This window comes from Sphaerimonospora mesophila (assembly GCF_001417795.1).
GTDB classification, from domain to species: domain Bacteria; phylum Actinomycetota; class Actinomycetes; order Streptosporangiales; family Streptosporangiaceae; genus Sphaerimonospora; species Sphaerimonospora mesophila.
Window position 1 is genome coordinate 41,924 of the sequence record NZ_BCBX01000034.1, and the last position, 24,345, is coordinate 66,268.

The 24,345-nt window shown below is 69.4% G+C and carries 15 protein-coding genes; 11 read left to right on the top strand and 4 right to left on the bottom strand.

What is annotated here, in order from left to right; all coding sequences use genetic code 11:
- The first annotated feature begins 433 nt into the window (after window positions 1-433).
- Entirely contained in the window at window positions 434-589 is a 156-nt protein-coding gene (locus AP234_RS37210) for a hypothetical protein (RefSeq protein WP_160330423.1), read from the top strand.
- A 68-nt stretch (window positions 590-657) separates the two neighbouring features.
- Here AP234_RS37210 and AP234_RS12420 read toward each other — a convergent pair whose 3' ends face one another.
- On the bottom strand, window positions 658-1,131 hold the full coding sequence (locus AP234_RS12420; protein ID WP_152990382.1) for a hypothetical protein: 474 nt from the start codon (window positions 1,129-1,131) through the stop codon (window positions 658-660).
- 432 nt (window positions 1,132-1,563) lie between these two features.
- Window positions 1,564-5,007: a non-ribosomal peptide synthetase gene (locus AP234_RS12425; RefSeq protein WP_055479787.1), complete on the bottom strand. Its 3,444-nt coding sequence runs from the start codon at window positions 5,005-5,007 to the stop codon at window positions 1,564-1,566.
- 732 nt (window positions 5,008-5,739) lie between these two features.
- On the opposite strand from AP234_RS12425, the gene AP234_RS12430 reads away from it, so the two are divergent.
- The 9 genes from AP234_RS12430 to AP234_RS12470 all read left to right on the top strand — a co-directional run bounded on the left by AP234_RS12430 (window position 5,740) and on the right by AP234_RS12470 (window position 17,243).
- Complete coding sequence (locus AP234_RS12430) at window positions 5,740-6,852, top strand: winged helix DNA-binding domain-containing protein (RefSeq protein ID WP_235558136.1); 1,113 nt, start codon at window positions 5,740-5,742, stop codon at window positions 6,850-6,852.
- Between the two features lie 53 nt (window positions 6,853-6,905).
- Window positions 6,906-7,304, top strand: a complete 399-nt coding sequence (locus AP234_RS12435; RefSeq protein ID WP_055479789.1) for a PaaI family thioesterase — start codon at window positions 6,906-6,908, stop codon at window positions 7,302-7,304.
- Between the two features lie 133 nt (window positions 7,305-7,437).
- A complete protein-coding gene (locus AP234_RS12440; protein ID WP_055480059.1) occupies window positions 7,438-7,965 on the top strand; it encodes a DinB family protein in 528 nt (175 codons plus the stop codon).
- A 388-nt stretch (window positions 7,966-8,353) separates the two neighbouring features.
- On the top strand, window positions 8,354-9,178 hold the full coding sequence (locus AP234_RS12445; protein WP_055479790.1) for a 2OG-Fe(II) oxygenase: 825 nt from the start codon (window positions 8,354-8,356) through the stop codon (window positions 9,176-9,178).
- A gap of 75 nt (window positions 9,179-9,253) precedes the next feature.
- The gene (locus AP234_RS12450) at window positions 9,254-9,994 is read left to right on the top strand and encodes an SDR family NAD(P)-dependent oxidoreductase (protein ID WP_200926490.1); all 741 of its coding nucleotides are present in this window, start codon (window positions 9,254-9,256) and stop codon (window positions 9,992-9,994) included.
- 90 nt (window positions 9,995-10,084) lie between these two features.
- On the top strand, window positions 10,085-10,888 hold the full coding sequence (locus AP234_RS12455) for a phytanoyl-CoA dioxygenase family protein (protein ID WP_055479792.1): 804 nt from the start codon (window positions 10,085-10,087) through the stop codon (window positions 10,886-10,888).
- Window positions 10,885-11,994, top strand: a complete 1,110-nt coding sequence (locus AP234_RS12460) for a zinc-binding dehydrogenase (protein WP_055479793.1) — start codon at window positions 10,885-10,887, stop codon at window positions 11,992-11,994. Before AP234_RS12455 ends, AP234_RS12460 begins: the two co-directional genes overlap by 4 nt.
- Before the next feature lie 54 nt (window positions 11,995-12,048).
- Window positions 12,049-15,687, top strand: coding sequence for a condensation domain-containing protein (locus AP234_RS12465; RefSeq protein ID WP_055479794.1), 3,639 nt, complete (start codon window positions 12,049-12,051; stop codon window positions 15,685-15,687).
- Complete coding sequence (locus tag AP234_RS12470; RefSeq protein WP_055479795.1) at window positions 15,684-17,243, top strand: amino acid adenylation domain-containing protein; 1,560 nt, start codon at window positions 15,684-15,686, stop codon at window positions 17,241-17,243. The genes AP234_RS12465 and AP234_RS12470 overlap by 4 nt, the downstream gene beginning before the upstream one ends.
- Before the next feature lie 105 nt (window positions 17,244-17,348).
- Here AP234_RS12470 and AP234_RS12475 read toward each other — a convergent pair whose 3' ends face one another.
- Entirely contained in the window at window positions 17,349-18,611 is a 1,263-nt protein-coding gene (locus tag AP234_RS12475) for a cytochrome P450 (protein ID WP_235558137.1), read from the bottom strand.
- 816 nt (window positions 18,612-19,427) lie between these two features.
- Here AP234_RS12475 and AP234_RS12480 point away from each other — a divergent pair.
- The gene (locus tag AP234_RS12480; RefSeq protein WP_055479796.1) at window positions 19,428-20,681 is read left to right on the top strand and encodes an MFS transporter; all 1,254 of its coding nucleotides are present in this window, start codon (window positions 19,428-19,430) and stop codon (window positions 20,679-20,681) included.
- A 228-nt stretch (window positions 20,682-20,909) separates the two neighbouring features.
- Here the strand turns inward: AP234_RS12480 and AP234_RS12485 are convergent, their stop codons facing one another.
- Complete coding sequence (locus tag AP234_RS12485) at window positions 20,910-24,281, bottom strand: condensation domain-containing protein (RefSeq protein WP_055479797.1); 3,372 nt, start codon at window positions 24,279-24,281, stop codon at window positions 20,910-20,912.
- Window positions 24,282-24,345: the final 64 nt, after the last annotated feature.

Below are 24,345 nucleotides of genomic sequence, written 5' to 3' on the forward strand. Positions count from 1 at the left end.
GACCGGCTTTTCTGTCAAGGCGGCCGGGGGATTTTCGGTCCGCTCGCACCAATGTCCGAAATGGGAGTGGTGCAGCCGTTCCTTGCCCGGTGAGTAGGCCTGGGGGAGGCGCATCGCCCGGGCCGGTCCGGCAGCGGTCACGTGCTCCCGGCCCCGTCACGGCGGCCCCATCGGCGCAGGTCATCGCCACTGTCGCGGTCGTCCCGCATGGCCGGACAGGCATGGAACGACCACGCTCATCGTGGGCTCCAGCGCCCCGCACACCCGTACCACACCCTGAAGACAGGCCCGGATGACGATTTGAACGGACCTTCGCCGTGGTCCGGCACCCATCGAGGTCGCCGAAGCGGGCCTGAGTCATCGAGGCGCGCAGGCCCGCCGGGCACGGTCGACGCACCCCACATCGTCAACCCTTGTCCGCACCGGAGTGACGTTGATCAACGGCAAGCTCGTCGAACAACTGGACGAAACTCCCTATACGGATCTATCTCTAAAAGATCTTGATTTCTGGGTATTGACTATTACTCCAGCAAAGCGTCCCAAATCGCCACTTGACAGCACGCGCCTGACGCTGAAAACTGCGGTATAGCCGAATAGGTTAGGAGTGAATGCCTTTGAGCGCAGACTCTGAGTCTGAGTTACAGGAGGTGTCTCGTCCTAGTTGGCGGCTGGAGCCGTCAACACTCCTTCGCGCCGCAGCCGGTCGACCCAAGCCTGCGCTGTGTAGCGAGGGACATCGAAATGCTTGGCGACCTGGCCGACGCTTCCTGTCCTCAGAAACACCGCCTTGACGTCGTCCACGGCCGGCATCTTGCGATAGGGACGCTGGCCCGTGTCGCTTCCCCGCTTTACCGGCCTTTCCTGCCGGCGCGATGTGGTGGGTACGGCGGTCATGTGCGCCGACGCCGTCACGGTGCTCAGCAGAGCGTCCGTCAGCCGTTCGAAGTCGATAGCGCCCATAGAGCGTGACATGTTGTCGTCGCCTCGGTCGGAGCTGCGAACGGTCAGCTCGACGATGTGCGGTATGGACTCTTCGTCCAATCTGACGATTGCGCTGATTTGGAGAGCCGTGGCGTGATCACCGTCATGCGGCCTCACAGTGATCACGTACTCCCGCGTGTCGCCGGTCATGTACATCACTCCATCTGGAGTCTATGGAGTCTGGCGCGCTCCAGGCGAGGAACGCGTCGTCATCCAGTCTTGCTAGTTGTTACCGGGCCTCTCCACCTGCGGTGGAGCCGCCCATGGGGCTGATCGGACGCACGACCGGCGCCGAACCGCCACGGATCACTACGCTTTCCTCTGTCGTCTGCCTACCAGGATACCCAGGGATCGGCACAGTGACGACTTCAGGTATCGATTCTGTGCGCGTAAGTTACGGAGTCGTCACGGCCGGACACGATGCGCGAGCCGAACGAGCTCCGGCCAGGCAACTTACGATCTCGCGAGTGTCGCAGTCAGTGTGCTCGTTTGGTGTGGTGGCTCCCGGTTGTGGTGTGTCTTCCGAAAGCGACTCGAGCACAGGCGCCATGTCGATCGGCGCGGATCCGGCCGTTCCCGAGGTCACGAACCGTCAGCGCCATCGACGGCGTCCGGCCTCCCGGCGCCGCCCGAGGGCGCGGAATCGGTCAGTGCCGCCAGCATCGCGTCGAGCTCGGCCTCCGACAGACCGGCGATCCAGTTCTGGTCGTCGACGTCCAGACCGGTGTGCGCGTCCTGGTCGAGCTCGCCGAGGATGTCGGCCATCGCCTGCAGGTTCGACGTCGTGAACAGCGTCTCCATCGGCACCTCCACGTCGAAGGTGGCGCGAATCCGCGACACGAGCTGCACGACCATGAGGGAATGCCCGCCCAGCTCGAAGAAGTTGTCCTCGGCGCCGATGCCGTGGATGCCGAGCATGTCCTCCCAGATGGCGGCCAGCGCCTCGGCGGTCTCCCCGTCCGGCGGGGTCACCGACCCCCGCTGCTGAGCCTCCGTCCGCTGGAGGGACGCGAGGGCACGCTGATCGATCTTTCCGTTGCGGGTGAGCGGCAGTTCCTCCCGCACCAGGATCGTGGTGGGGACCATCCAGTCCGGCAACGAGCGCAACAGTGCGCGCCGCAGCCGAGTCGGAGTCGGCGTCTCACCTTCGGCGGGCACCACGCAGGCCATGAGCGCCTTGGCGCCCACGCGATCGTCGGCGACGAACACCGTGCACTGCGCCACCTCCGGAAGCCTCTGCAGCACGGACTGGGTCTCGCCGATCTCCACCCGGTGACCGCGGATCTTGAACTGCCGGTCCGCGCGGCCGAGGTAGGCGAGCTCTCCGTCGCGCCTGCGTACGGCGATGTCGCCGCTGCGGTACATCCGGGCGCCGGGCATCGGGCTGTAGGGGTCCGGGAGCATTCGGGCGGCCGTCAACGCCGGGGCCCGCTGGTAGCCGAGCGCGACTCCGGCGCCTCCGACGAAGATCTCGCCGGGTAGTCCGGCCGGCACCGGGGCGAGCTCGTCATCCAGCAGATACAGCGTCAGGTCCGCCAGCGGCCGTCCGATCAGCGACGCGAACCGGCCGGAGTCCTCGTCGGTGAGCCGCCGGAAGGTCACGTGAACCGTCGTCTCCGTGATTCCGTACATGTTCACCAGCTCGGGACGGCGATCTCCGAAAGTCCGGAACCACTCGCTCAGCGCGGCGAAGTTCAATGCCTCGCCGCCGAACACCACATAGCGCAGGGAAAGCTCGACCGGCTTGGCCACCGCCACCGGGGTGAGCTGCGCGAACGCGGACGGCGTCTGGCTGAGCACCGTCACTCCCTCACGTTCGAGCGACTCCAGGAACGCGTCCGGGGCCCTGGTCATCCACTGTGGGACCACGACCAGGCGGCCGCCATGGAGGAGCGCTCCCCACAGCTCCCAGACCGAGAAGTCGAACGCGTAAGAGTGGAACAACGTCCACACGTCGTCCTCGCGGAGGTCGAACACGTGCTCCGCCGCGGTGAACAGCCGCACCACGTTGGCGTGCGAGACCACCACGCCTTTCGGCGTGCCCGTCGAGCCGGAGGTGTAAATGACGTAGGCGGGAGCCGACGGGGGCACCGCCGCTGCGACCGCGGTCTCCGCGGCGTCCGCGAGGGCGGCGGCCTGCCAGTCCAGCGGGATGACCGGTGCCGGGGTGTCGGGGAGCCGGTCCACCAGTCCGGTGCCGGCCAGCACCGCGGTCACCGCGCAGTCCGCGAACTGGATCGCGGTCCGGTCGCGCGGATTGTCCGGATCGATGGGCAGGTATGCCGCGCCGCATTTCAGTACGGCGAGGACGGCGGCCGGCAGGTCGACCGTACGGTCGACGAGGAGGCCCACGATCGATCCTGGTCCGACCCCGTTGCCGAGCAGCACATTCGCCAGCCGATCGGCCCGCCGGTCCAGGTCGGCATAGGACAGCCGGGTGTGTTCGTCGCAGACGGCGACGGCGTCCGGGCGACGCGCGACCTGGCGGTGGAACAGCTCGTGCAATGTGGCGTCGACCGCTTCGAGGCCGGCCCTGCCGCCGATCAGTTCGTCGTGTTCGGCCTCGGTCAGCAGCGGCACGGTGCACAACGGCCGATCCGGATCGGCCGTGCCCTCCTCCAGCAGCCGGGTCATCCACCGTACGTAGGACTCGACCGTCTCCTCGTCGAAGAGCGCGTCGTCGAACGGGAAGTAGCCCACGACGCGGTCGTCTTCACACCACAGCTCGGCCATCAGGTCGAAATGCGTCGCGCCGCCGTCCAGATCCGCGAAGTCGACCGCGAGACCGGCCAGGTCCGGCGGCCTCGGGGCCGCGTCGCGGAGGCTGAACGACGTCTGGAACACCGGGGTGACGCCGGGCACCCTGGCCGGCGCCAGCTCACGTACCAGCATGTCGAAGGGCAGGTCCTGGTTGACGAGCGCGCCCGTGAAGGCGTCCCGGGTGCGCCGGATGAGCTCGTGCAGGGAAGGGCGGCCGCCGAGACGTACCCGGATCGGCAGCCAGTTCAGGAAATAGCCCAGCATCTGCTGCAGTGCGGGCCGCGAGCGACCGGCGATGGGCACTCCGACGACCAGATCCTCCTGGCGGGTCAGCCGGCCGAGCAGTCCGAAGTAGACGGCGAGAAACGCGACGTTGAGAGTCGTGGAGTGCTCTTTGGCGAGCCGGCGCGCCGCCGCGACCAGGTGGGCGGGGAACTCTACGTGACAGAACTTCCCCTGACTGGTCCGGATCGGCTGCCGGGGACGGTCGGTGGGCAGATCGAGCAGCCCGGGAAGATCCGCGAGCCGGGCACGCCAGAAGTCGAGCTGCCGCTCGAGCGTCGACTCGTCCAGGGTCTCCCGCTGCCAGTACGCGAAGTCCGGATACTGCGCCGCCAGCGGCGCGAGCGTCACCGGCGCGCCGAACTCGGCCGAGTAGTGGGCGCCGATTTCGTTCAGCAGGATCCCCAGCGACCAGGTGTCGGAGACGATGTGGTGCTGGACGATCAGGAAGAGATGGTCTTCTTCGCCGATCTCGTACAGCACGCACCGCAGCAACGGTCCGGTGAGCAGGTCGAACGGCTCGGCGACGGACGCCGACGCGTGGCTGCGCGCGGCCTGTTCCGGGTCGGGCAGGTCGCGGAACCGGTGCACGACGAGCGGCACGTCCATGCGTTCGAGCACGACCTGGCGAGGCGTGGTGTCACGGAGCACGAACACCGTACGCAGGGCCTCGTGCCGTTCCACGAGCCGGCCGATCGCCCTGCCCAGCGCGTCGACGTCGAGTGGGCCGCGCAGCCGCAGCGCGGTGGGCACGTTGAAGATCTGGCGCTGTGAGAGCAGTTCGTTCATGAACCACAACCGCTCCTGCTCGAACGACGCGGGCACGTCGGCGAGACCCTCCGGGCGCCGTGGGATGCTCCCTTCCGGGTCCGCCCGCCGGTCGGCCATGATCCGTTCCAGGAGAGCCCGTTGAGCGGGACTGAGCGCCGAGAGCCGCCGCTGCAGCGTGTCGTCGCGGGCCGTCTCGTCTCGTTGCTCGCTCATCTCTCCCCATTCCTCTCCCGTGGCCTCAGCGACCGCAGCGGCGCGCCGTGATCCGGCCGTCCATGACGGGGCCGTGTGACGGCGCCGCCTGCATCCGAGCCGGCCCGCCGCGGACACGTGGTGCCGTGTGCACCGGTCGAACGTGTTCGTCGGAATCTCGAGGAGGATGGAGATCCGGCGTGGGCGCCGTACGGATCGCGTCGCGGCACGGCACGGGTTCAGTGATCATGATGCACACGGTGAGCGCGTCAGGCGGTGAGTCGCCGCCGCGTGAGAAGCACTGGGCTTTCCGGGCCCGGACCGTGTGCCGGCGTCGTTGATCCACATCGAGATGGAGTGCAGATTCTGCGGCATTTTCCGTCGAATCCCTCCTCGAGCGCCGCCACAGTCTCGGTGGAGTCTCTTGCTGCGCATCGTACTCGACATGCGAGGAGGGCGCCAGCGGCCTACCTGTGAGGTGCGGTCCTGTCCTCGCAGGCGTCATCCGTCTCCCCGCTTCAGGCCGCCATGTCGCAACAGTCGACAGGTGATTCCGATGGGCGGACGGTGAAATCCACGTTGTGACTCGATGTCGACACTACGGCGCGGCGGTGGTCCCTCCGGCCGGGATCCCCCGCGCGCAACGCGGTTCTGCGACCTCCGCGCGCGGCCGCCCGCCCACTCCCGACTGTGACAGGCGAAGGCCACAGAGCAGGTGTAGGGTGGGGGCCCCGTTCGATGTGAGGAGGCTACGTGAAGGTCAGTTGGGGGCAGGTTTTCGCGTGGCGGATGCGACGGCAGTACCTGGACCCGCGCAGCCAGCCCACCGCGAGCGAGATCGCCGGCAGGCTGTGCGGTGTGCAGGCGCAGGTCTGGAGTGCCGCCGAGCTGGCCGTGGCGTTACGGCAGTCGGCACCCGACAGGGAGAGCGTCAACCGGGAGTTCGCCGATCTCTCATTGATGAAGACCTGGGCGATGCGTGGAACCCTGCACCTGCTGAAGCCGAGTGAGGCGGGCGCCTATCTGTCACTCATGGAGACCACGGCCTTCTGGCTCAAGCCCTCCTGGCAGCGGGTCTCCGGTGTCACCCCGCGGCAGATCGACGAGCTGACCGACAAGGTGTCGGACATCCTCGACGGTGCGGTGCTCACCCGGGACCAGTTGGTCACGCAGGTCGTGGCGGACAAACGATTCGCGGGCATGGAGGACCGGCTCCGGTCGGGATGGGGCCAGGTGCTCAAGCCGCTGGCCTGGCGGGGGGTGCTGTGCCACGGCCCGAATCAGGGCAACAAGATCACGTTCGCCCGTCCGGAAAGTCAGTTCCCTGACTGGAGAAAGCGACCGGAACCCGATGAGGCGGCGCCCGTGGTGATCGAGGCGTACCTGGGTGCGTACGGCCCCGCCACTCCCGAGGTGTTCGACCGCTGGCTGTCGCTCAACGGTTCGAGCAAGCCGAGACTTCGACAGTGGTTCGGCGACATGGGCGACAGACTGACCGAGGTCGATGTCGAAGGACGCCGCGCGTTGATGCTGACCGAGCACGTGGACGAGCTCGCCGGCATCGCCGAGTGCCGGGGCGTCCGGTTGCTCGGCGGGTTCGACCAGTACGTTCTCGGTCCGGGCACCAAGGACGAGGTGCTGCTTCCGAAAGAGCATCGGGCCGCCGTGAGCCGGACCTCCGGGTGGATATCCCCGATCCTCGTGGTGGACGGCCGGATCGTCGCGGTGTGGGATGTCTCCGGCGACGAGGTGGTCGTGTCCCCGTTCCCCGGCGGCGGTCCCCTGCCGCTGAAGGAGCTCGAGAAAGAGGCGGCGCACGTCGCGCGCGCGAGCGGGCTGAGCCGGATGACGGTGCGCGTCGCCTGAGCGGTGGGCGGAACGACGGACCACGGACCGGTGGACACAGGGATGCTCGGGATATGACGAACGACAGGGCGGAACAGGATCTCGGACCGTACGTCGAGCATCTGGGCCTGCGGTTCGAGGAGATCGGCCCGGATCGCGTGGTGGCCGGATGGTCGGTCCGCCGCGACCTGCTGCAGCCGCACGGCATCCTGCACGGCGGCGTGCATTGCGCGGTGGTCGAGTCCGTGGCCAGTGTGGCCGCCGGCCGCTGGCTCGGTGATCGCGGCACCGTGGTCGGGGTCAGCAACACCACCGATTTCTTCGTCGCGGTGACCGAGGCCAACGGCCGGCTCACCTCGACGGCGGTGCCGATCTTCCGCGGCGCCACCCAGCAGGTCTGGGCCGTGGAGACCGTGGACGCCGTGGGCTCCCTGGTCGCCCGAGGACAGGTCCGGCTGCAGAACATGCGGTGAGCGGGACGGATTTCCGGCCGCCGGTCGTCCGGAGGTTCCTCGGCAGGGCGAATGTCGCATTGTGTCATCGAAACTTCACCGAAGGTAGCGATCGGCGAGTAGCATGAGCCGACCGATCCGATGGGAGTACTCGATGATCTGGCGTGCTGAAGTCCTCGATCAGCTCGACCTTTACTGGGAGTACCACCTGATGCCCCGGCTGGCCGGCCTCACCGACGAGGAGTATCTCTGGGAACCGGTGCCGGACTGCTGGACGATCCGGACCGGCGCGGACGGCCGGGTGACGATGGACTGGCAGGACCCGGTCCCGGAGCCGCCTCCGGTGACCACGATCGCCTGGCGCCTGGCCCACATGGCCGTGGACGTGATCGGTGTCCGGGTCAGCACGCACTTCGGAGACGGTTCGTTGACCAGGGCCACCGCGACGCCGTCGACCACCGCCAAGGAGAGCGTCGACGTGCTGTACGAGCACTATCGCAGATGGCGCGATGGAGTCATGTCGCTCGACGACGCGTCGCTGGAACGCCCGGTCGGCGAATCCGAAGGCAAGTGGGGGGACCGATCGATGGCCACCCTGATCCTGCACATCAATCGTGAAGTCATGCACCACGGAGCGGAGATCGCCCTGCTTCGCGACCTCTACCGGGCCAAGTTCTCCTGACACCCCCTGGCGCCGCCTCCGTATGCGTACGGCCGCTCCGCCGGTGAAGTGAGAACCGCAGAGCCGGCGATCCCGCCGGCGGGCGACACGCGCCCGCCATGACCCCGATCATCGGTGTCACCTCCACGGGACCTCCGGTACGCCACGATCCACTACCGGATGTCGTAAGTTTTCAGACAACACTACACGATGCCACAGGCTACACCACACGTCGTGTCCTGGGTCTTGACGTGCATGACCTCGTATGACATACATGGTGTGCCTTCGATGAGTTTGTTGTGTGGTCTCAGAAGACTGAACACGGCCACAGAAGACAGAACGGTCCCGCGGGGGAACGAACTCCGCGGACTCATCCCTTGAGGGGAGAACGTCTGTGTCAGGTGGGCAGGTGACGGAGCGCGGGCTTGAGAACGTCAGCACGAACGATTCGCCGATCTACACGCTCTTCGATGCCGAGACGGTCGAGGAACTGACGAGGGAGCACATACTTCGCCTGGCGGTCGGGGTGCTGGGCGCGGTGCACATCAAGAACTTCTCCTCGCCGGACGACTGTACGGACATCATGAAGGGCCTTGAGGCGTGCCCGCTGGGCGCCTACGACGAAGCTCTGATCTATCCGCGCATAGCCAAGCTGGGGCCGGCGGCGTACGACTTCTACGCCTCGGGTGGGCTGGACGAACGGTACTGGGTCGAATCCGAGCGGGCCGTCGCGGCGCGGTCGACGCTGCTGCGCGGTGGAGATCCGCTGGAGTTCGCGGTTGGGCGAATCCGGTCCGCGTGGGGAGACGACCTGGTCCCCGCGCGCTCCGGCGGCCGGGACATGTTCGCCGGGATGATCCGTGAGATCGCCAGCGGCGCGAAACTTCATTTCGACGAGATCGTACGGGAGTTTCCCGGCGCGCTCGACGAGACGGTGGCGAGTTTTCTCACGTTCAACTGGTATCTGTCGATGCCGGAAGAGGGTGGTGAAACGCTCGTGTGGCGTCACCCGTGGCGTCCGGTGGACGAGCCGTACCGCGACGGATACGGCTATTCGGAGGAGGTCGTGCGTGACGACCCGTTCGTCGACGTACGACCGTCCGCCGGTGACGCCGTCATCTTCGACTCGCGGAACTACCACGCGGTGCGGCAGGTCCGCGGAAACGGCAGAAGGGTCACGCTGTCGTTCTTCCTCGGCGTCACCGGCCGGGGGCCGCTCGCGATCTGGTCGTGATCTTCGGTACGGCCGGGTGATCGGGACTCCGGGAAGCAGGCACGGTATATGGCGGCACATGCGGACGGATGGACCGTGACCGGGCACGTCGCGGTGGTGAGCGGGGGAATCCGGGGAATCGGGCTCGCCCTGAGCGCACGCCTCGGCAAGCTCGGATACCAGGTGATCGCGCTTTACCGGCAGAACGCGGCGGCGGCCGCGAAGGCGGCCGCGGCGTATCCGGAGTTCCTGCTGCCGCGCCAGGTCGACGTGTCCGACCCGGTGGCGGTGCGCCGTGTCTGCGCCGACGTGCTCGGTGAGTTCGGCCCTCCACGCGTCCTGGTCAACAATGCCGGGATCAATCGCGATCGGCCGTTCCTGGAACTCAGCGACGAGGACTGGGACCGGGTCGTCGGGACCAATCTGTCCGGCGTCTTCCACCTGACCAGGGCGTTGGCACCCGCGATGATCGACGCCGGAGGCGGGGTGGTCGTCACCGTCGGCGCGACGACCGCGATACGCCCCAGGGCCGGCGGGGCGAACTACTGCGCGAGCAAGGCCGGTGTGCTGCAACTGACCAAGTGCCTGGCGCTGGAACTGGCGCCGAAGATTCGAGTGAACTGTCTCATCCCGGGGTTCACCGATACGCCTGAGGTGGTCGAGCGCTACGGCCTGGCCGACCCGGAGAAACGGGCCGCCGTCCTGGAGCAGATTCCGCAGCGGCGTATAGGCACGGCCGAGGACATGGCCGACGCGTTGGAATACCTCGTCGGGGACGCGAGCCGTTATGTCACGGGACAGAAGCTCATTGTCGACGGCGGGAACTTCATGTGGTGATGCGGGCGGCGCTCGGTATCTCGGACATCCGCATGTCTGCGTCGTCCACCAGACGATTGTCCATGCTCAGAGTCCGGGAGAAGAGGAAACATGCGACTCAGCGATGAACAGGTGCGAGACTATCGCGATAACGGCGTTCTGCTGGTCGAGTCGGCGTTCGACGCGGCTGAGGTCGAGGCGCTTCGGGAGGCGTTTCACCGGGACAGCCGGATAGGCGGTGAGCAGCGGATTCTGGAGGACGACGGCTCCGGGGTCAGGGCTATTTACAGCTCACACCGCCGACAGTCCGAGTTCGCCGCTCTGGTGAGCGCTTCGCGGGTGCTCGGCCCGGTGCGTCAACTGCTGGCCGACGATGTCTACCTTTACCAGTTCAAAATCAATTCGAAGCCGCCGTTCACCGGCGGTCACTGGGCCTGGCACCAGGATTATCTCGCGTGGAAGATCGCGGACGGCCTGCCGTCCCCCCGCCTGATCAACGTCGGGGTCTATCTCGACGAGGCCACCGAGTTCAATGGTCCGGTGATCTTCATTCCGGGCTCCCACCGGCACGGACTGGTACGGGATCACCGGCGGGACGAGGTCAGGTCGCGGCAGCATCTCGATCCCGACGACATCAGCCTGACGGCCGATCAGCTCCGGTCACTGGTGGCGGGGCACGGGATGGTGAGCCCCAAGGGCCCCGCCGGGTCCGTGCTGTTCTTCGACCCGCAGATCGCACACGGATCGGCGCCGAACATGTCGCCGTTCCCGCGCAAGTTGCTGATCGCGACCTACAACGACGTGGGCAACCTGCCGCGCGGCGAACCCCGCCCCGAGTATCTGATCTGCCGTGACACCGCACCCCTGCGGATCGAGGACAAACCGCTGGTCACTCTCGGAGGCGGACCGTCATGACCGGAGACGTCACGATGAGCAGAGCGGTGGTCCTCGAACGGTTCGGCGAACCGTTGGCGTTGCGCGAGTTCGAGGTCCCCCCGCCGGTCGCCGGAGGTCTGGTCGTGGCCTGCCACTTCGGCGGCGTCTGCGGCACCGATCTGCACCTGCAGCAAGGGCATCTGGACATTCCCACCCCACTCGTGCTCGGTCACGAGGGACTGGGCACGGTGCACCGGCTGGGGGAGGGCACCGACACGGACGCGACGGGGGCGGCGCTCCGGTCCGGCGACGCCGTGATGTGGGCGTCGTCGATCGCCTGCGGGCAGTGTGTGTTCTGCCTGCGGTATCGAGAGCCGACGCTGTGCCGGAACCGCAGGACCTGCGGGGTGAACCGGCCCATCTCGGCGGAGTCCGCCCTGTCCGGTTCGTGGGCCGACCACATCGTCCTGCAGCCGGGAAGCACCGTCGTCAGGGTCCCGTCCGGGGTGAGCCATCTCGCCGCGATGTCGCTGGCGTGCGCCGGCCCGACCATGGTGCACGCCATGTTCGAGCGCCGGCCGGTCCGGGTGGGGGAGGTCGTCGTGGTCCAGGGCAGCGGCCCGGTCGGCCTGGCCGCCGCGGCGTTGGCGCAGCTTGCCGGTGCGGAGACGGTCGTCCTCGCGGGCGGGCCGGCGCAACGGCTGTCGATCGCGGCGAAGGCGGGCATCGGTCACCACCATGTCAACGTCGTCGAGGCGGACGACCCGGCGGACGCCCTCGCCGAGGTCGTCGAGCTGACCGGCGGCGGCGCCGACCTCGTCGTCGAATGCACGGGCGTTCCCTCGGCCGTCGGCCAGGGCCTGCGCCTGGCCCGGCGCGGCGGCTCGTACCTGGTCGTCGGCCAGTACACCGACAGCGGCGACACCATGATCAATCCTCATCAGATCGTCTACCGGCAGCTCGACGTCGTGGGCTCGTGGGCGTTCAGCGGCGCGCATCTCGTCGAGTACGTACGGCTGCTGCCGGCCCTGACCGAGCGGTTCGACCTGGAGAGCCTGGTGACGGCGTATCCGCTCGCCGAGCATGCCGCCGCGATGGCGGCGGTGGCGAACGGATCTGTGATCAAGGCGGTGCTGACCGGCTAGTCCCACCGATCGCGGTCGCGCTGACGCGGACGGGACGAAAGGAGCGAGGACCACATGCAGGACCAGGCCGCGACCATGGACATCGCGGAGAAACGCCGGCTGCTCGCGGAAATGCTCGCCGGTACGGATCGAACGTCGGCCGGCCGGACGGGGCCGGTGTCCTTCGCGCAGCGCCGGTTGTGGATTCTCGACAGCCTCGTTCCCGGGAGCAGCGCCTACAACGTCCCCGTCGTGCTGCGGACGAGCACGCCCCCCGACCCGGTGGCCCTGGCGAACGCGCTGGCGACGGTGATCCGGCGGCACGAGGTGCTCCGTACCGTGTTCGTGAGCAGGGACGGCGTCCCCGTGCAGCGGGTCTGCCCGGAATATCGGCCGGAGATCGACATCCAGGACGTCAGCGGTGAACCCGACCCGGCCGGAGCGGCGAACCGGCTGGTCCGCACCTCGATCAGGCGGCCGTTCGACCTGGCGACCGGGCCGCTGCTCCGGGTGCTGCTGATCCGCGTCGCGCCGGACGAGCACCTGATCGCGCTGACCGTGCATCACATCGTCTGCGACGGCTGGTCGATCGTGACGTTGTTCCGCGAGCTCGACGGGCTCTACGCGCAGATGCGCGACGGAACCCCCGCGAAACTGCAGAAACTCGAACAGCAGTACATCGAGTACGCGATCTGGCAGCGTGCGCGGCTGTCGGGAGAACGGCTGAGCGAGCTGAACGACTACTGGCGCGCCCGCCTCGACGGGGCGCCCGGGCTGCTGCAACTTCCTCTCGACGCGCCCCGGCCGGTGCACCACAGGGCGAACGGCGGAGTCCACGAGTTCGCCTACTCCGATCGGCTGCGCGACGACATTCTCGCGTTCGCCGCCAGGGCGAAGACGACCCCGTTCGTCGTGGTGCTGGCGTGCTTCGACGCGCTCCTGCAGCGTTACTGCGCGCAGGACGACATCGTGGTCGGCGTACCCGCGGCCGGTCAGACCCACAGCGCGCTGCAGGGAATGATCGGGTTCTTCGTCAACACACTGGTGATGCGCATGGACATGTCCGGGCGGCCCAGCCTTGACGAGGCGGTCCGCCGCGGGCACGAGTGCACGCTCGGCATGTTCGCGCACCAGGACATGCCGTTCGAGAAGCTCGTGGTCGAACTCCAGCCCGACCGAAATCCGACCGTGACGCCGATCTTCCAGGTGCTGTTCAACTTCCAGACCGCGTCGAACGACAGGGTGCGGCTGCCGAACCTGGACGCCGACCTCGTGCCGTTCGACAGCGGGATCGTACGGTTCGATCTGGAGTTCAACGTCTTCGTCGGCGAGGACGGGATGGGGGGCACCTGGCTGTACAACCGGGATCTGCTCAGCGGGTCCGCGGTCGCCCGGATGGCCACGCTGCTCGAGCGGATGCTCACGGCCGCGATCGCGCGACCGGACGTGCCGCTGTGCGCCCTGGACCTGTTCGACGCGGCGGACGCGGAGGAGCTCGCCCGGGTCGGTGGTACGGCGGAGCCGGATGCCGCGGTCTCCGGGCCGTCCCCGGACACGCCGGAGTCGCCCGCGCCGGTCATCCGGGTGGGGCGCAGGATCGTGTTCGGAAAGGACGCTCCGGCTCCGGACGACGCGGCGGGGCCGGCGTGGCGCCGGGTGGTCGACGAGCTGGTGTCCGCCTGGCGCGCGCCCGAGACCGGCCCGGGACCGCGCAGGGCGGCGGACCGCCGGCGTGCGTGGTTCGGCCTGCCGCCGCGCGGCGTCGTGGTGTTCGCCGCCGAGGCCGCCACGATCGAGCCCGACGAGGCCATGTGGGCACTGGACTGCGGCGCGCAGCTGGTGCTGGTCGACGCCACCGGCGGGCTGCCGGCCGCGGTGCTGCGCACGCTCGCCGACGAGGACGTCGATACCCTCTGCATCGCGCCCGGGCTGCTCGGCAGGGTGGTGGACGCCGTCGAGCGGCGGGACCTGTCGCCGCGCGTGCGCAGGGTCCTCATCACGCACGAGCCGCTGAGCGCGGAGCTCGAGACACGCTGCCTGCGCGCGCTGCCGGACACCGAGTTCTGGTCGGTCTACCGCGCCGCCGGGGTCGGCGACGTCGCGGCCCGCAGATGCACCGGTGACGTGCCGGCCGGCCATGACATCGCGGGCACGGTCCTGCCGGGCGTCGCGGTCCGGATCCGCGACGCCGACGGCGGCCTGCTCCCCATCGGCGCTCCCGGACGGGTCTGGGCCGGCGACACGACGGACGGGCAGGCGGCGACCGGCGACCTCGGCCGGTTCCGCGAGGACGGCACGCTGGAGATCCTCGGCGCGGAAACGGCGCAGATCCGTGTCCGGCAGGTCCGGGTGCTGCGGGGAGAGCTGGAGTCCGCCCTGATCGCGCACCGGGCCGTGGGCGACGCTCGGGTGCTGCCGGCGGCCGGCACCGGCGACGCCGTGCGGCTCATCGCCTATCTGGCCCCCGCCGGAGAGACGTGGACGGACGGCGGGGGGGACGATCGCGCCCGCCTCCGTGACGACGTGCGGGCGCACGCGCAGCGGTTGCTGCCCGGCGTCGTGGTGCCCTCCACGTACGTCTTCCTCGACGAACTGCCCCTGACCGCGCGGGGCACGGTCGATCTGGCGGCCCTGCGCGCGATCGAGTGCGACGAGGGCCGCGTCGAACGGGTGGCGCCGCGCAACGACACGGAACGGCTGCTCGCCGACATCTGGCGATCCACCCTCGAGGTCGAGGAAGTCGGCGTCCACGACAACTTCTTCCTGCTCGGCGGCCACTCGCTGCTGGCTATCCAGCTGATGAGCCGGCTGCGGCAGGCCACGCGGATAGATCTGCCGGTGAGCGCGCTGTTCCGGTATCGCACGGTGGCCGATCTCGCGGCGCGGGTGGTCGGCATGTCCGGGGAGGCCGGAGCCGCGGGCGGCAACCTGGTCCAGATCCAGGCCGGGCCCGAGCCGGTGCCCGTGGTCGTCGTACATCCCGCCGGCGGTGGCGTCTTCTGCTACGTGGCGATGGCCACCGCACTGACCAACCGCACGGTATACGCGTTCGAAGGCCGCCATCCCGGGCCCTCGCTGACCGCGCTCGCCGAGCGCTATCTCGACCAGTTGCCGGAGGAGGTGCTGAGCGCGCCGTTCGCGCTGGCCGGGTGGTCGCTCGGCGGTGTGGTGGCGTTCGAGATGGCGCGCGTACACGCGCAGCGGGACGGGCGGGTCGTCCCGCTGACCCTGATCGACTCGGCGCTGTTCGAGGGCGATCCCGCCGCGCGGGACGCGGAGACGCGCCTGATCGACGGCTACCTCCAGAGCGTCTGCGCCGACTTCGGGCTCGACCTGCCTCCGCTGCCCGGCCTCGACCGGCTGTCGCCGCGACGGGTGTTCGCCGACGTGCTGGAGCGGCTCGGCCCGGCCGCGCCCGAGGTGCTCGACCTGGAGGAGATGATGCGGCAGTACTCGGTGTACCGCTCGCACATCCTCAACCTGGCGGCGTACCGGCCGCCGGGGCGATACCCCGGGCCGGTCCACCTGTTCCAGGCCACCCGGTCCCCGGAGGGGACGGAGGCGGTCTGGCGTGAGTACGCGCCCCGGCTCACGGTCGGCCGGATCGACGGCGACCACTACAGCATCATGCGCAATCCGGGGCTGACCACGGTGGTGGCGCAGATCGAACGGCAACTGGCGGATCTCGACGCTGAGCGGGGGTCGGTACGGTGAAACACGGCGAATTCACCTCGGGCACGGTGGTGGGCGCGATCGGCGCGGCCGCGGCGGCGTACCCCGACGAGCCCGCGATCGTGGACGAAGCGCAGACCCTTTCGTACGCAGAGCTGTGGCGTGAGTCGGCGCGGATCGGTGAACGGCTGCGGGCGCGCGGCGTGACCACCGGCGACATCGTCGCGCTGGCGGCGGAGCGGTCGGCGGCACTTCTGGTGGGCCTGCTCGGCATCATCCGGGCGGGTGCGGTGGTGCTCCCGCTCGACGTCACCTATCCGCGGGCCAGACTGCGGATGATGCTGGACGACAGCGGCGCGGCGATGGTGGTCGGGCACGCGCACACCGTCGAGCCGTTCGTCTCGGACGGACGGGAATCCTGCATCATTCCCCGGGTCTTCGGCGGCGGAGACGACCTGGACGGGGACACGCTCACCGAACCCGATCCGGCGTACGGCTGCTATCTGCTCTACACGTCCGGGTCCACCGGCCGGCCCAAGGCGGTGCTCATGCCGCACGCCGGCATCGCCAACCTGGTCCGCTGGCAGGTGGGCGCGTCGGCGTGCGGCGTGGGGAGCCGGACACTCCAGTACGGGGCGATCTCGTTCGATGTCGCGCTGCAGGAGATATTCGCGACCATGGCGTCGGGCGGCACCCTGGTGTGCATCGACGATGAGACACGCAGGAACCCGGTGCTGACGTGGAACCTGATGATCCGGGAGGAGATCAACCGGATCTACCTGCCCTATGTCGGGCTGCAGTCGCTGGTGATGGTCGCCGACGAGGTCGACCTGGGCGCGGCGCGACTGCGGGAGATCATCCCCGGTGGGGAGCAGCTTCAGTGCACCAGGGCCCTGCGCGACCTGATGAGAAGGCTGCCGGACTGCCGGTTGATCAACCACTACGGACCGGTCGAGACGCACGCGGTCACCTGCCACCCGCTCGGGGCGGACCCGGCGCAATGGCCGTCGCTTCCCCCGATCGGCGTCCCGATCCCGGGAAACCGCGCGTACGTGCTCGACGACGACGGCCGGGAAGCGCCGGTCGGCGAGATCGGCGAGCTGTACATCGCGGGGGCCCAGGTGTCGTACGGCTACTGGCGTCAGCCCGACCAGACCGCTGAGCGGTTCCTGCCCGCGCCGGACGGTCATGGCGAGCGCATGTACCGGACCGGCGACCTGGCGCGCCGGCGCGACGACGGGACCCTGGACTTCCTGGGACGCGCGGACGACCAGGTGAAGGTCCGGGGGTTCCGGCTGGAACTGGCCGAGGTCGAGGCGGAGCTCAGCGACCACCCGGACGTGCGCGCCTGCGGCGTGACGGTGGCCGGTGACGAGGGCATCGACCGGATCCTGGTGGCGTTCGTCGTGGCCGGGGAGGGCATCGACACCGAGGCGGTCCGCGACGACCTGCGGGCCAGGCTGCCCGAGCACATGGTTCCGGCCGTGCTGCACGTCGTCGACGCGCTGCCCCAGGTGCCGAGCGGCAAGCTGGATCGGCGCAGGCTCCGGGTGATGGCGGAGACCGGCATGACGGTGGTGGACAGCACCTCACATTGACGCCCGGCCGCCGCCCATCGGTCCTGCCGGTGCGCCGGGCCGTGTCGCGTACGGCGCCGAAGGGTGCCGCCACGGCGGTGGCGGCACCCCTGAGCAGGACGCGGGTCAGCCGGTGGGGGAGGCGTCCGCCTGAAGGCCCGTCTCGCCGTACGGGCCGCCGGTCTCGCCGAACCGCACCATCAGTCTGTCGAAGATGATGTGCCTGCCGTTGTCGAAGTGCACCGGTGGCTCCTCGGTGAGCCGGAACACGGGATGCCTGGCGATCTCCGACAGCAGCACCTTGAACTCCATCCGCGCGAAGTGCTCGCCGAGGCAGCGGTGGATGCCGTGGCCGTAGGTCAGGTGCAGGTGCGAGTTCGCCCGGTCGACGGAGAACTCCTCGGGGTCGGGGAACTGCTCGGGGTCGCGGTTGGCCGAGTCGAAGATCAATACGACGCGTGACCCCTTGGGAATCGTGATGTCGCGGATGGTGACGTCGCGGGTGGTGACCCGGGTGAACCGGTCGGTCGGGCACCACCGCCGCAGCGCCTCGTCCGGGAGCTGCGTCAGGAGCTTGGGCTCCCGCCTGACCCGATACTGCAGGTCGACGTCCTTGCCCAGACACCACAGGACGCGGTTGACGGTGTTCATCGTGTTGGCGTGCCCGGCGACGCAGTACGACACCATGATCGAGCACAGCAGGTCGTCCGACAGGAACTCGCCGTCGACGCGCACGTTGGCCAGCCACGAGAGGTAGTGGTCTCCGGGGTTCTCCCTGGCTCGTCTGATCTCCCCGGCGAGGATGGGCTGATACTGTCCCCAGAACCTGCTGGCGTCGGGTTCCGTCGACAGGTACCGCCACATCGTGTTCGTCATCGCACGGATCTCGTGCTGCGTCTCGTCGGACAACCCGAGGGCCAGGCCCAGCGCGCTGATCGCGAAGGGCTGGGACAACTCGGCGACGAGATCTCCGTGGCCGCGCTCGACGATCGGCGGGATGAGCTCCGCTGCGAGTGCGCGTACGCGGGACTCCAGGTCGCGGATCGCCTTCTTCTTCATCGGCGGCGCCATGAGCGCGCGGATCCGTGCCTGTTCCGGCGGGTCGAAGTCGATGGGGGTGAACGGCGGCATGCCCTTTGCGCGAGGAAAATGCACGCCCTCGGCCGAGCTGAAGGTCTCGTGGTCCCGCAACGCCGCCTTGACGTCCTCGTAACGGGACAGGACCCACATGCCCCCGTGCGCGGGGGAGTAGGCGACCGGGGTCCGGTCACGGATCACGCGGTTGATGATCTCGGCGGTTTCCGGAGTGTACTCGGGGTCGTGGTAGTCGAATGTCGTCGTGAGCCGGTCGATGACGTCGTGCTTCGTTGTTTCCTCTGTCGCTGTCACATTTCCTCCTGACCACGTCGCGCCGCGCCTAGGACTGGGCTTGGGGGAGGGATGTCCGGGAGCTCGTCGAGCCCCCTTCCTCGCAGCCGGGCGCCGCCGCCGATGCGGTCGTGCCGGGCGAAGCCGGTGCGCGCCCTCCGGCGAGCGGCTCGCCTGCCGTGACGGGCGAGCCCGGGGCCGTTCGCCGGGAGTCGTCCATGGCAGGCCCCTCTCAAGGGTTCGGCGCGCCGAGTGTTGAGTATTATTGAATCAGCATGTCATCGACAAAGGCAATATTGTGTAGACTCCGGCCGTCGTATATATAGCATCTCTGGGGTGTGCCCCGCCGTGCGGCGCCGCCGATCGGCGACGGACGGCCCGCCTCGCGTCACGGAGAGTGACGGCCGTGCGAGTGGTCCGGTACCACGCGAGTGACGCGTCCCCTCTGGCCGAACCGCTGTCGTCCACACCGGACTCCGGGCGAACCCGAGATCGACCGCGGGCGTCATGGGCATCCGGGTCGCCGGGAGACACCGGCGACACCACCGGATCCCGGTCGTAGCCTCACCCCTGACCGACGTCTTTCACCGGCGCATCCGATGGCCGGTCCTGTTGTCAAACGCCGTTCTCGAACACCTCTTCCGGTGTAGTATCTACGCACGCCTGCACCGCGCCGCGGTGACTGGCTACGTATCGCGGCAGGGGATCCCGGCCTGCCTATCAGCGCACTTTTGCACAGACAGTACCCCCCGATGTTGTGTATACGGAGTGATGCGAATGAGCGGCCAGGAAGCTACGGACTCCCGCGCGTTAGAGGAGAAGCCGAGACAGAGATCCGTGCTCTTCCGCAACAGAGACTTCCGGTGGCTGTGGTCCGGTGAGACCGTCAGCCTGCTGGGCAGCGAGGTCAGCGTCATCGCGCTGCCTTCGCTGGCCGTGCTCGCGTTCGGCGAGGGCGCCCTCGCCGTCGGCCTGCTGATGGCGCTGCAGTGGATCCCGTTCGTGGTGCTCGGGCCGATATTCGGCGTCATCACCGACCGGATGCGGCGCCGCTTCCTGATGCAGGTGGCGAACGTCGCGCGGTTCGTCATTCTCGGGTCGCTTCCGCTGGCCGCGGTCCTGGACCAGCTCACGCTCACGCATCTCTACATCGCCGCCCTGCTCAAGGGCATCTTCGACGTCGTGTTCCAGCTCGCGTACCAGGCCTACCTGCCGCAGGTCCTCGACCGGGCCGATCTGATCGACGGTAACGCGAAGACGCAGATCAGCCGGTCGCTGGCGCTGATTCTCGGCCGATCCTTCGGCGGCGGGCTGGTCAGCCTGGTCGGCGCGGCCCGGGCGATCCTCCTGGACGCGGTGTCCTATCTCGTCGCCGGCATCACCCTGTTCTTCATCCGCATGCGGGAGCCGGAGCCCGCGCCGTCGAATCGCGGCATCGGCGCGACGTTGCGCGACGCCAAGGACGGCGCGGTGATGACCTTCGGCAACAGGATGCTGCGCTACCTCACGCTCATGTCCACCTTCGGCAACATCGCGGTGTCGATGTGCCTGGCGATGGTCATCGTGTTCGCGTACCAGGACCTGGGTTTCTCGGCCGCCCAGGTCGGTCTCGCGCTGGGCCTCGGCGGGGTCACCGTCATGCTCGGCGCGATCCTGGCGGGCAAGATCAACGAGCGCCTCGGCATGGGGCGGACGTTGATCTTCACGCACATCGTGCTGGGCATCGCGCTCCTCCTGCTTCCCCTGGCGACGATCGGCGGCACGGGCTTCGCCTTCGGCGTGATCGTCGCGTCGCAGTGTCTGGCGTCGTTCACGACCCCCATCGGCAATGTCGGCATCATGACCCTCATCCAGAAGGCGACACCGCCCGCCGCCATGGGACGCGTCGCCGGTGTCGCGCTCCCGTTCGTCTGGGGGGCACACGCCGCGGGGCCGCTGCTCGGCAGCGCGATCGCGGCGGTCTTCGCCACGTCCGTCGTGTTCGTCGTGGGAGCGGCGCTGGCGTTCTGCGCCGTGTTCTGGATCGTCCTCGGGTCGGTCCACCGCCTCGCCGACGACGTTCCGGAAGACCTGCGGGTCGTCGTGGTCTAGGGAGTGTTGAAAAAGTGCTGTCCGTCGCGAGCGTGGATCCAGATGGATGCATCGCAAGGCGGAGGAGGAGCTCGTGGCCGGGAGGCTACGGGCGACGAGTCCGACGCCGCGAGGCGCCATCTGGCCGCGCGTAGCAGGACATGACTTTTGAAACACGACGTAGTGCCGCGACGCCCGGGCAAAGGCGGGCGGGAGGGGCACTGGCCGGGCCGGGACACCTCGGCAGGGTCAGACGCGCGACGCCGCCGGGAGGTCGCCTATCGGAGTGTGCGGCGCCTCGGCGGCGGCCAGCAGGATCTCCAGCACCTGGTCGATCCGCCGGTAGCCGAACGCGTGATCCCACAGGTCGGTGTTCAGCTCCAGCATCGCCGACAGCCCGGAGGGGCGCAGCAGCCCGTGGAAGGCCATGTCGTAGCGGGCCGTACCGTGGGTGAGGAAGCGGTAGTCGCACTCCAGACCGGCGAACCGGGCCGGGATCCAGGACTCGAGCTGCAACTCGCAGGTGACCTGGTAGATCGGGTGCATCCCGGGCACCCGGCGAGGCTGGAGCGTCTGCACGATGTCGGCGAACGGCGCCTGCTGGTGCTCGTAGGCGCGTAGCACGGCCGCGCTGACCCGCTGGACCAGCTCGTCGAAACGGGGGCCGCCGGAAAGGTCGAGCCGGACCGGGACCACGTTGAGGAAGCAGCCGATCAGCTGCTCGGCGCCGCGCTGGGTGCGGTTGGCCGTGGGGATGCCGATCAGGATGTCGTGCTGGCCGCTGAGCCGGTGCAACACGACGGCGGCCGCCGTGCAGAACACGGCGAACGGGGTGGTCCGACCGGCGGTGGCCAGCTCGCGTACGGCGCGGGCCGCGGCGGGCGAGGGAGGCCGCTCGAGGAACTCGCCGCGGAAGCTCGCCCGGTCACCGCGGGGACGGTCGGTCGGCAGCCGCAACGGCGGCGCGCCGGCCAGCTCCCGGATCCAGAACCGCCGCAGCCGCTCGCCCTCGGGACCGTCCAGCATCCGCTGCTCGGCCCTGGCCAGGGCGGCGAAGTCGATCTCATGAGGGGGCAGGATCGGCTCACGGCCGGCGGCCCTGGCCTCGTAGGCGGCGCTCAGCTCCCGCATCAGCAGGGTCATCGACACCTCGTCCATGACCAGATGGTGGAACAGCAACTGGGCCTGGTGGCGCCGCGCGTCCAGCCGGATGATCCGGGCCCGCAGCAGCGGGTAGCGGGTGATGTCGAAGCCGATGAACGCGATCTCCTGCTCCAGCCGCTTCAGTTCCGCGTCCCGTTCGGCGTCGTCCAGGCCGGTGAGGTCGACCACCGGAACGTCGATCTCCGTGTGCGGATGGATCCGCTGCACCGGCAGGCCGGCCACCTCGACGAACGTTCCGCGCAGCCCCGGCTGGTGCGCCACCACGTCGTTCACCGCCGCCGCGAACGCGTCCGGCCGCAGCGGTCCCGACAGGTCCAGGACCAGTGGGATGGTGTGGGTGAGCGCGCCCGGGTCGGCCTGCTCGGCCAGCCAGATCTGGCGCTGGCCGGACAGCAACGGCGTCTCGATCACCGCGTCGAGGCGATCGGGTGCGGCCGAGACGGTCTGAGCCACGCCCGCCGCTCCCGTGTCGGCCTCCTCGTCGGCGGCGTCGGCGGGCAGGTCGGGCAGCCCGGCGACGAGTTCGAGCATGCTGTCGAGCTGCGGGTTGGCCGCCCGCAGGGTGGCGGTGAGCTCGGCCGGGGTGGGGTTCTCGAACAGCGTCCGCACCCGCACCCGAACCCCGAGGGTCTCCTGCATGTCGGCCGTCAGGCGGGTGGCGAGCAGCGAGTGCCCGCCGCAGACGAAGAAGTCGTCGTCCGGGCCGAGCCCGGGCTGCTCCAGTGCGTGTGCCCAGAGTTCCGTGACCAGTTCCAGCAGGCGGTCCTGGCCCGTCGTGCCGCGGACGCCCGGTGGCTCGGCGTGCGGAGATCCGGTCGCGGGCAGCCCGGCGACGATCTCCAACCGGCCCCGCGCGTCCCGGCGGGCGGTGAGCCCGGTGGGGGCCCCGGCCAGCAGCAGCGCGGCCGGTTGGTGCACCGAGCGCCCGGGCTCCAGCCGCAGGTCCTCGGCCCGGGCCGGTCCCGCCGCCACGGTCAGTCCGGCCAGCACCGGCCAGTGCTCCTCCCCGCGGGAACGGTCGAGCCGCAGCGTGACCGGTGTGCCGTCGGGCAGTTCCATCCGCAGCGTCTCCGCGGGCTCGATCGTGGTCGTGCCGAGCGGCGCCGGGTCAGGTGCCTGCAGTTCCAGCTCGGGCACCCGCAGCTCGGGCCGCTCCAGCCACTGCCGCAGCACCCCGGCGTAGTCCGCCACCAGCGCGTGCGCCCCGTCGGGCGTGTAGAGATCGCTGTCGTACTCCAGCCACAGCCGCACCTCGTCCTCGGCGAATCCGACCTCGACGACGGTGTCGAACCGGCCGCGGTCGCGTTCGACGTCCAGCACCCGCACCGGCCGTCCGGCCAGGCTCAGCTCGCCGACCGCGTCCACCCGGGGCAGGAACAGGTGCTGGATCAGCGTGGTCCTGTCGGTCGGGCGCGGCGCGGCCACGGCCTGCACGATCCGGCCGAACGGCAACCGGGCGTGCTCGATCGCCCCCGCCACCGCGGCGGAGCAACGCGACACCGCCTCGGCCAGCGTGGGGCCGCCGCCGAGGTCCAGCCGCAGCGGGACGGTGTTGGACAGCTGCCCGACGAGCGACGCCAGCCGGGGAACGCCGCGGTTGGCCGCGAGCACGCCGAGCACCGGGTCCTCGCGGCCGGTCGAGCCGGTGATCATGGCCGCCCAGCCGGCCAGGCACAGGGTGTACGGCGAGCAGCGCAGGGTCCTGGCCATGCCGCGCAGGACGGGACCGCGGACTCCGGGCAGGACGAACTCGGTGCGCCGGCCGACCCCGCGCCGGATCCGCCGGCGCGGCCGGTCCGGCCGCAGGTCCAGGCTCGTCGGCACGCCGCGCAGGGTCTCCCGCCACCAGGCGGTGTCGGCGGCTTCGAAGGCCGGGAACAGCGTGTCGCGCTCCCACCGGACGAAGTCGCGATACTGCAGTTCGGGCGCGGGCACCGGTGACGGCTCTCCGGCCAGCGCGGCCGCGTAGTCCGCGCTGAGCTCGGCCAGCAGCAGCCGGACCGCGGTGGCGTCCAGGAAGACGTGATGCGCCGCCAGGGCGAGGACGTCGCCGCCCGCCGGGCCGCCGCCGTGCAGCAGCAGGAACGCGACGGCGCCGCCGGCCGCGGGGTCGATCCCGGCGAGGGCGAACCGGGACAGCTCCCGATGCAGGTCCCGCTCCGCGTCCGCGGCGCGATCCCGGTGCGGGAGGGCGATCTCGGTCAGCGGCGGCGGCTCGGGCACCGGCAGCACGACCTGAACCGGATGCCGGTCGCGTTGCCGTACGGCGCTGCGGAGAATCTCGTGCCGGGACAGCAGCGCGCGGACCGCGACGCGGAGGGCGTCCGGATCCAGCCAGCCCGGCACGGCGAGCCCCACACACTCGGTCAGCGGAGCCTGCTCGGCCGCCGAACCGTCCGCGACCCAGAAGTGCTCCTGAACGGCCGCGAGAGGTATGGAGTCTACGTAGTATCTCATGTGAAAAACATAACCCAGTGTGCAGCCACCGCAGTAGTGCCTGTCGACGGCACAGGTCGCGGCT

What these genes read in the sequence shown, in the direction of transcription:
- AP234_RS12420 (WP_152990382.1), bottom strand. Translation starts at nt 1,131, where the DNA reads ATGACCGGCGACACGCGGGAGTACGTGATCACTGTGAGGCCGCATGAC.
- AP234_RS12425 (WP_055479787.1), bottom strand. Translation starts at nt 5,007, where the DNA reads ATGAGCGAGCAACGAGACGAGACGGCCCGCGACGACACGCTGCAGCGG.
- AP234_RS12435 (WP_055479789.1), top strand. Translation starts at nt 6,906, where the DNA reads ATGACGAACGACAGGGCGGAACAGGATCTCGGACCGTACGTCGAGCAT.
- AP234_RS12440 (WP_055480059.1), top strand. Translation starts at nt 7,438, where the DNA reads ATGATCTGGCGTGCTGAAGTCCTCGATCAGCTCGACCTTTACTGGGAG.
- AP234_RS12455 (WP_055479792.1), top strand. Translation starts at nt 10,085, where the DNA reads ATGCGACTCAGCGATGAACAGGTGCGAGACTATCGCGATAACGGCGTT.
- AP234_RS12460 (WP_055479793.1), top strand. Translation starts at nt 10,885, where the DNA reads ATGACCGGAGACGTCACGATGAGCAGAGCGGTGGTCCTCGAACGGTTC.
- AP234_RS12465 (WP_055479794.1), top strand. Translation starts at nt 12,049, where the DNA reads ATGCAGGACCAGGCCGCGACCATGGACATCGCGGAGAAACGCCGGCTG.
- AP234_RS12485 (WP_055479797.1), bottom strand. Translation starts at nt 24,281, where the DNA reads ATGAGATACTACGTAGACTCCATACCTCTCGCGGCCGTTCAGGAGCAC.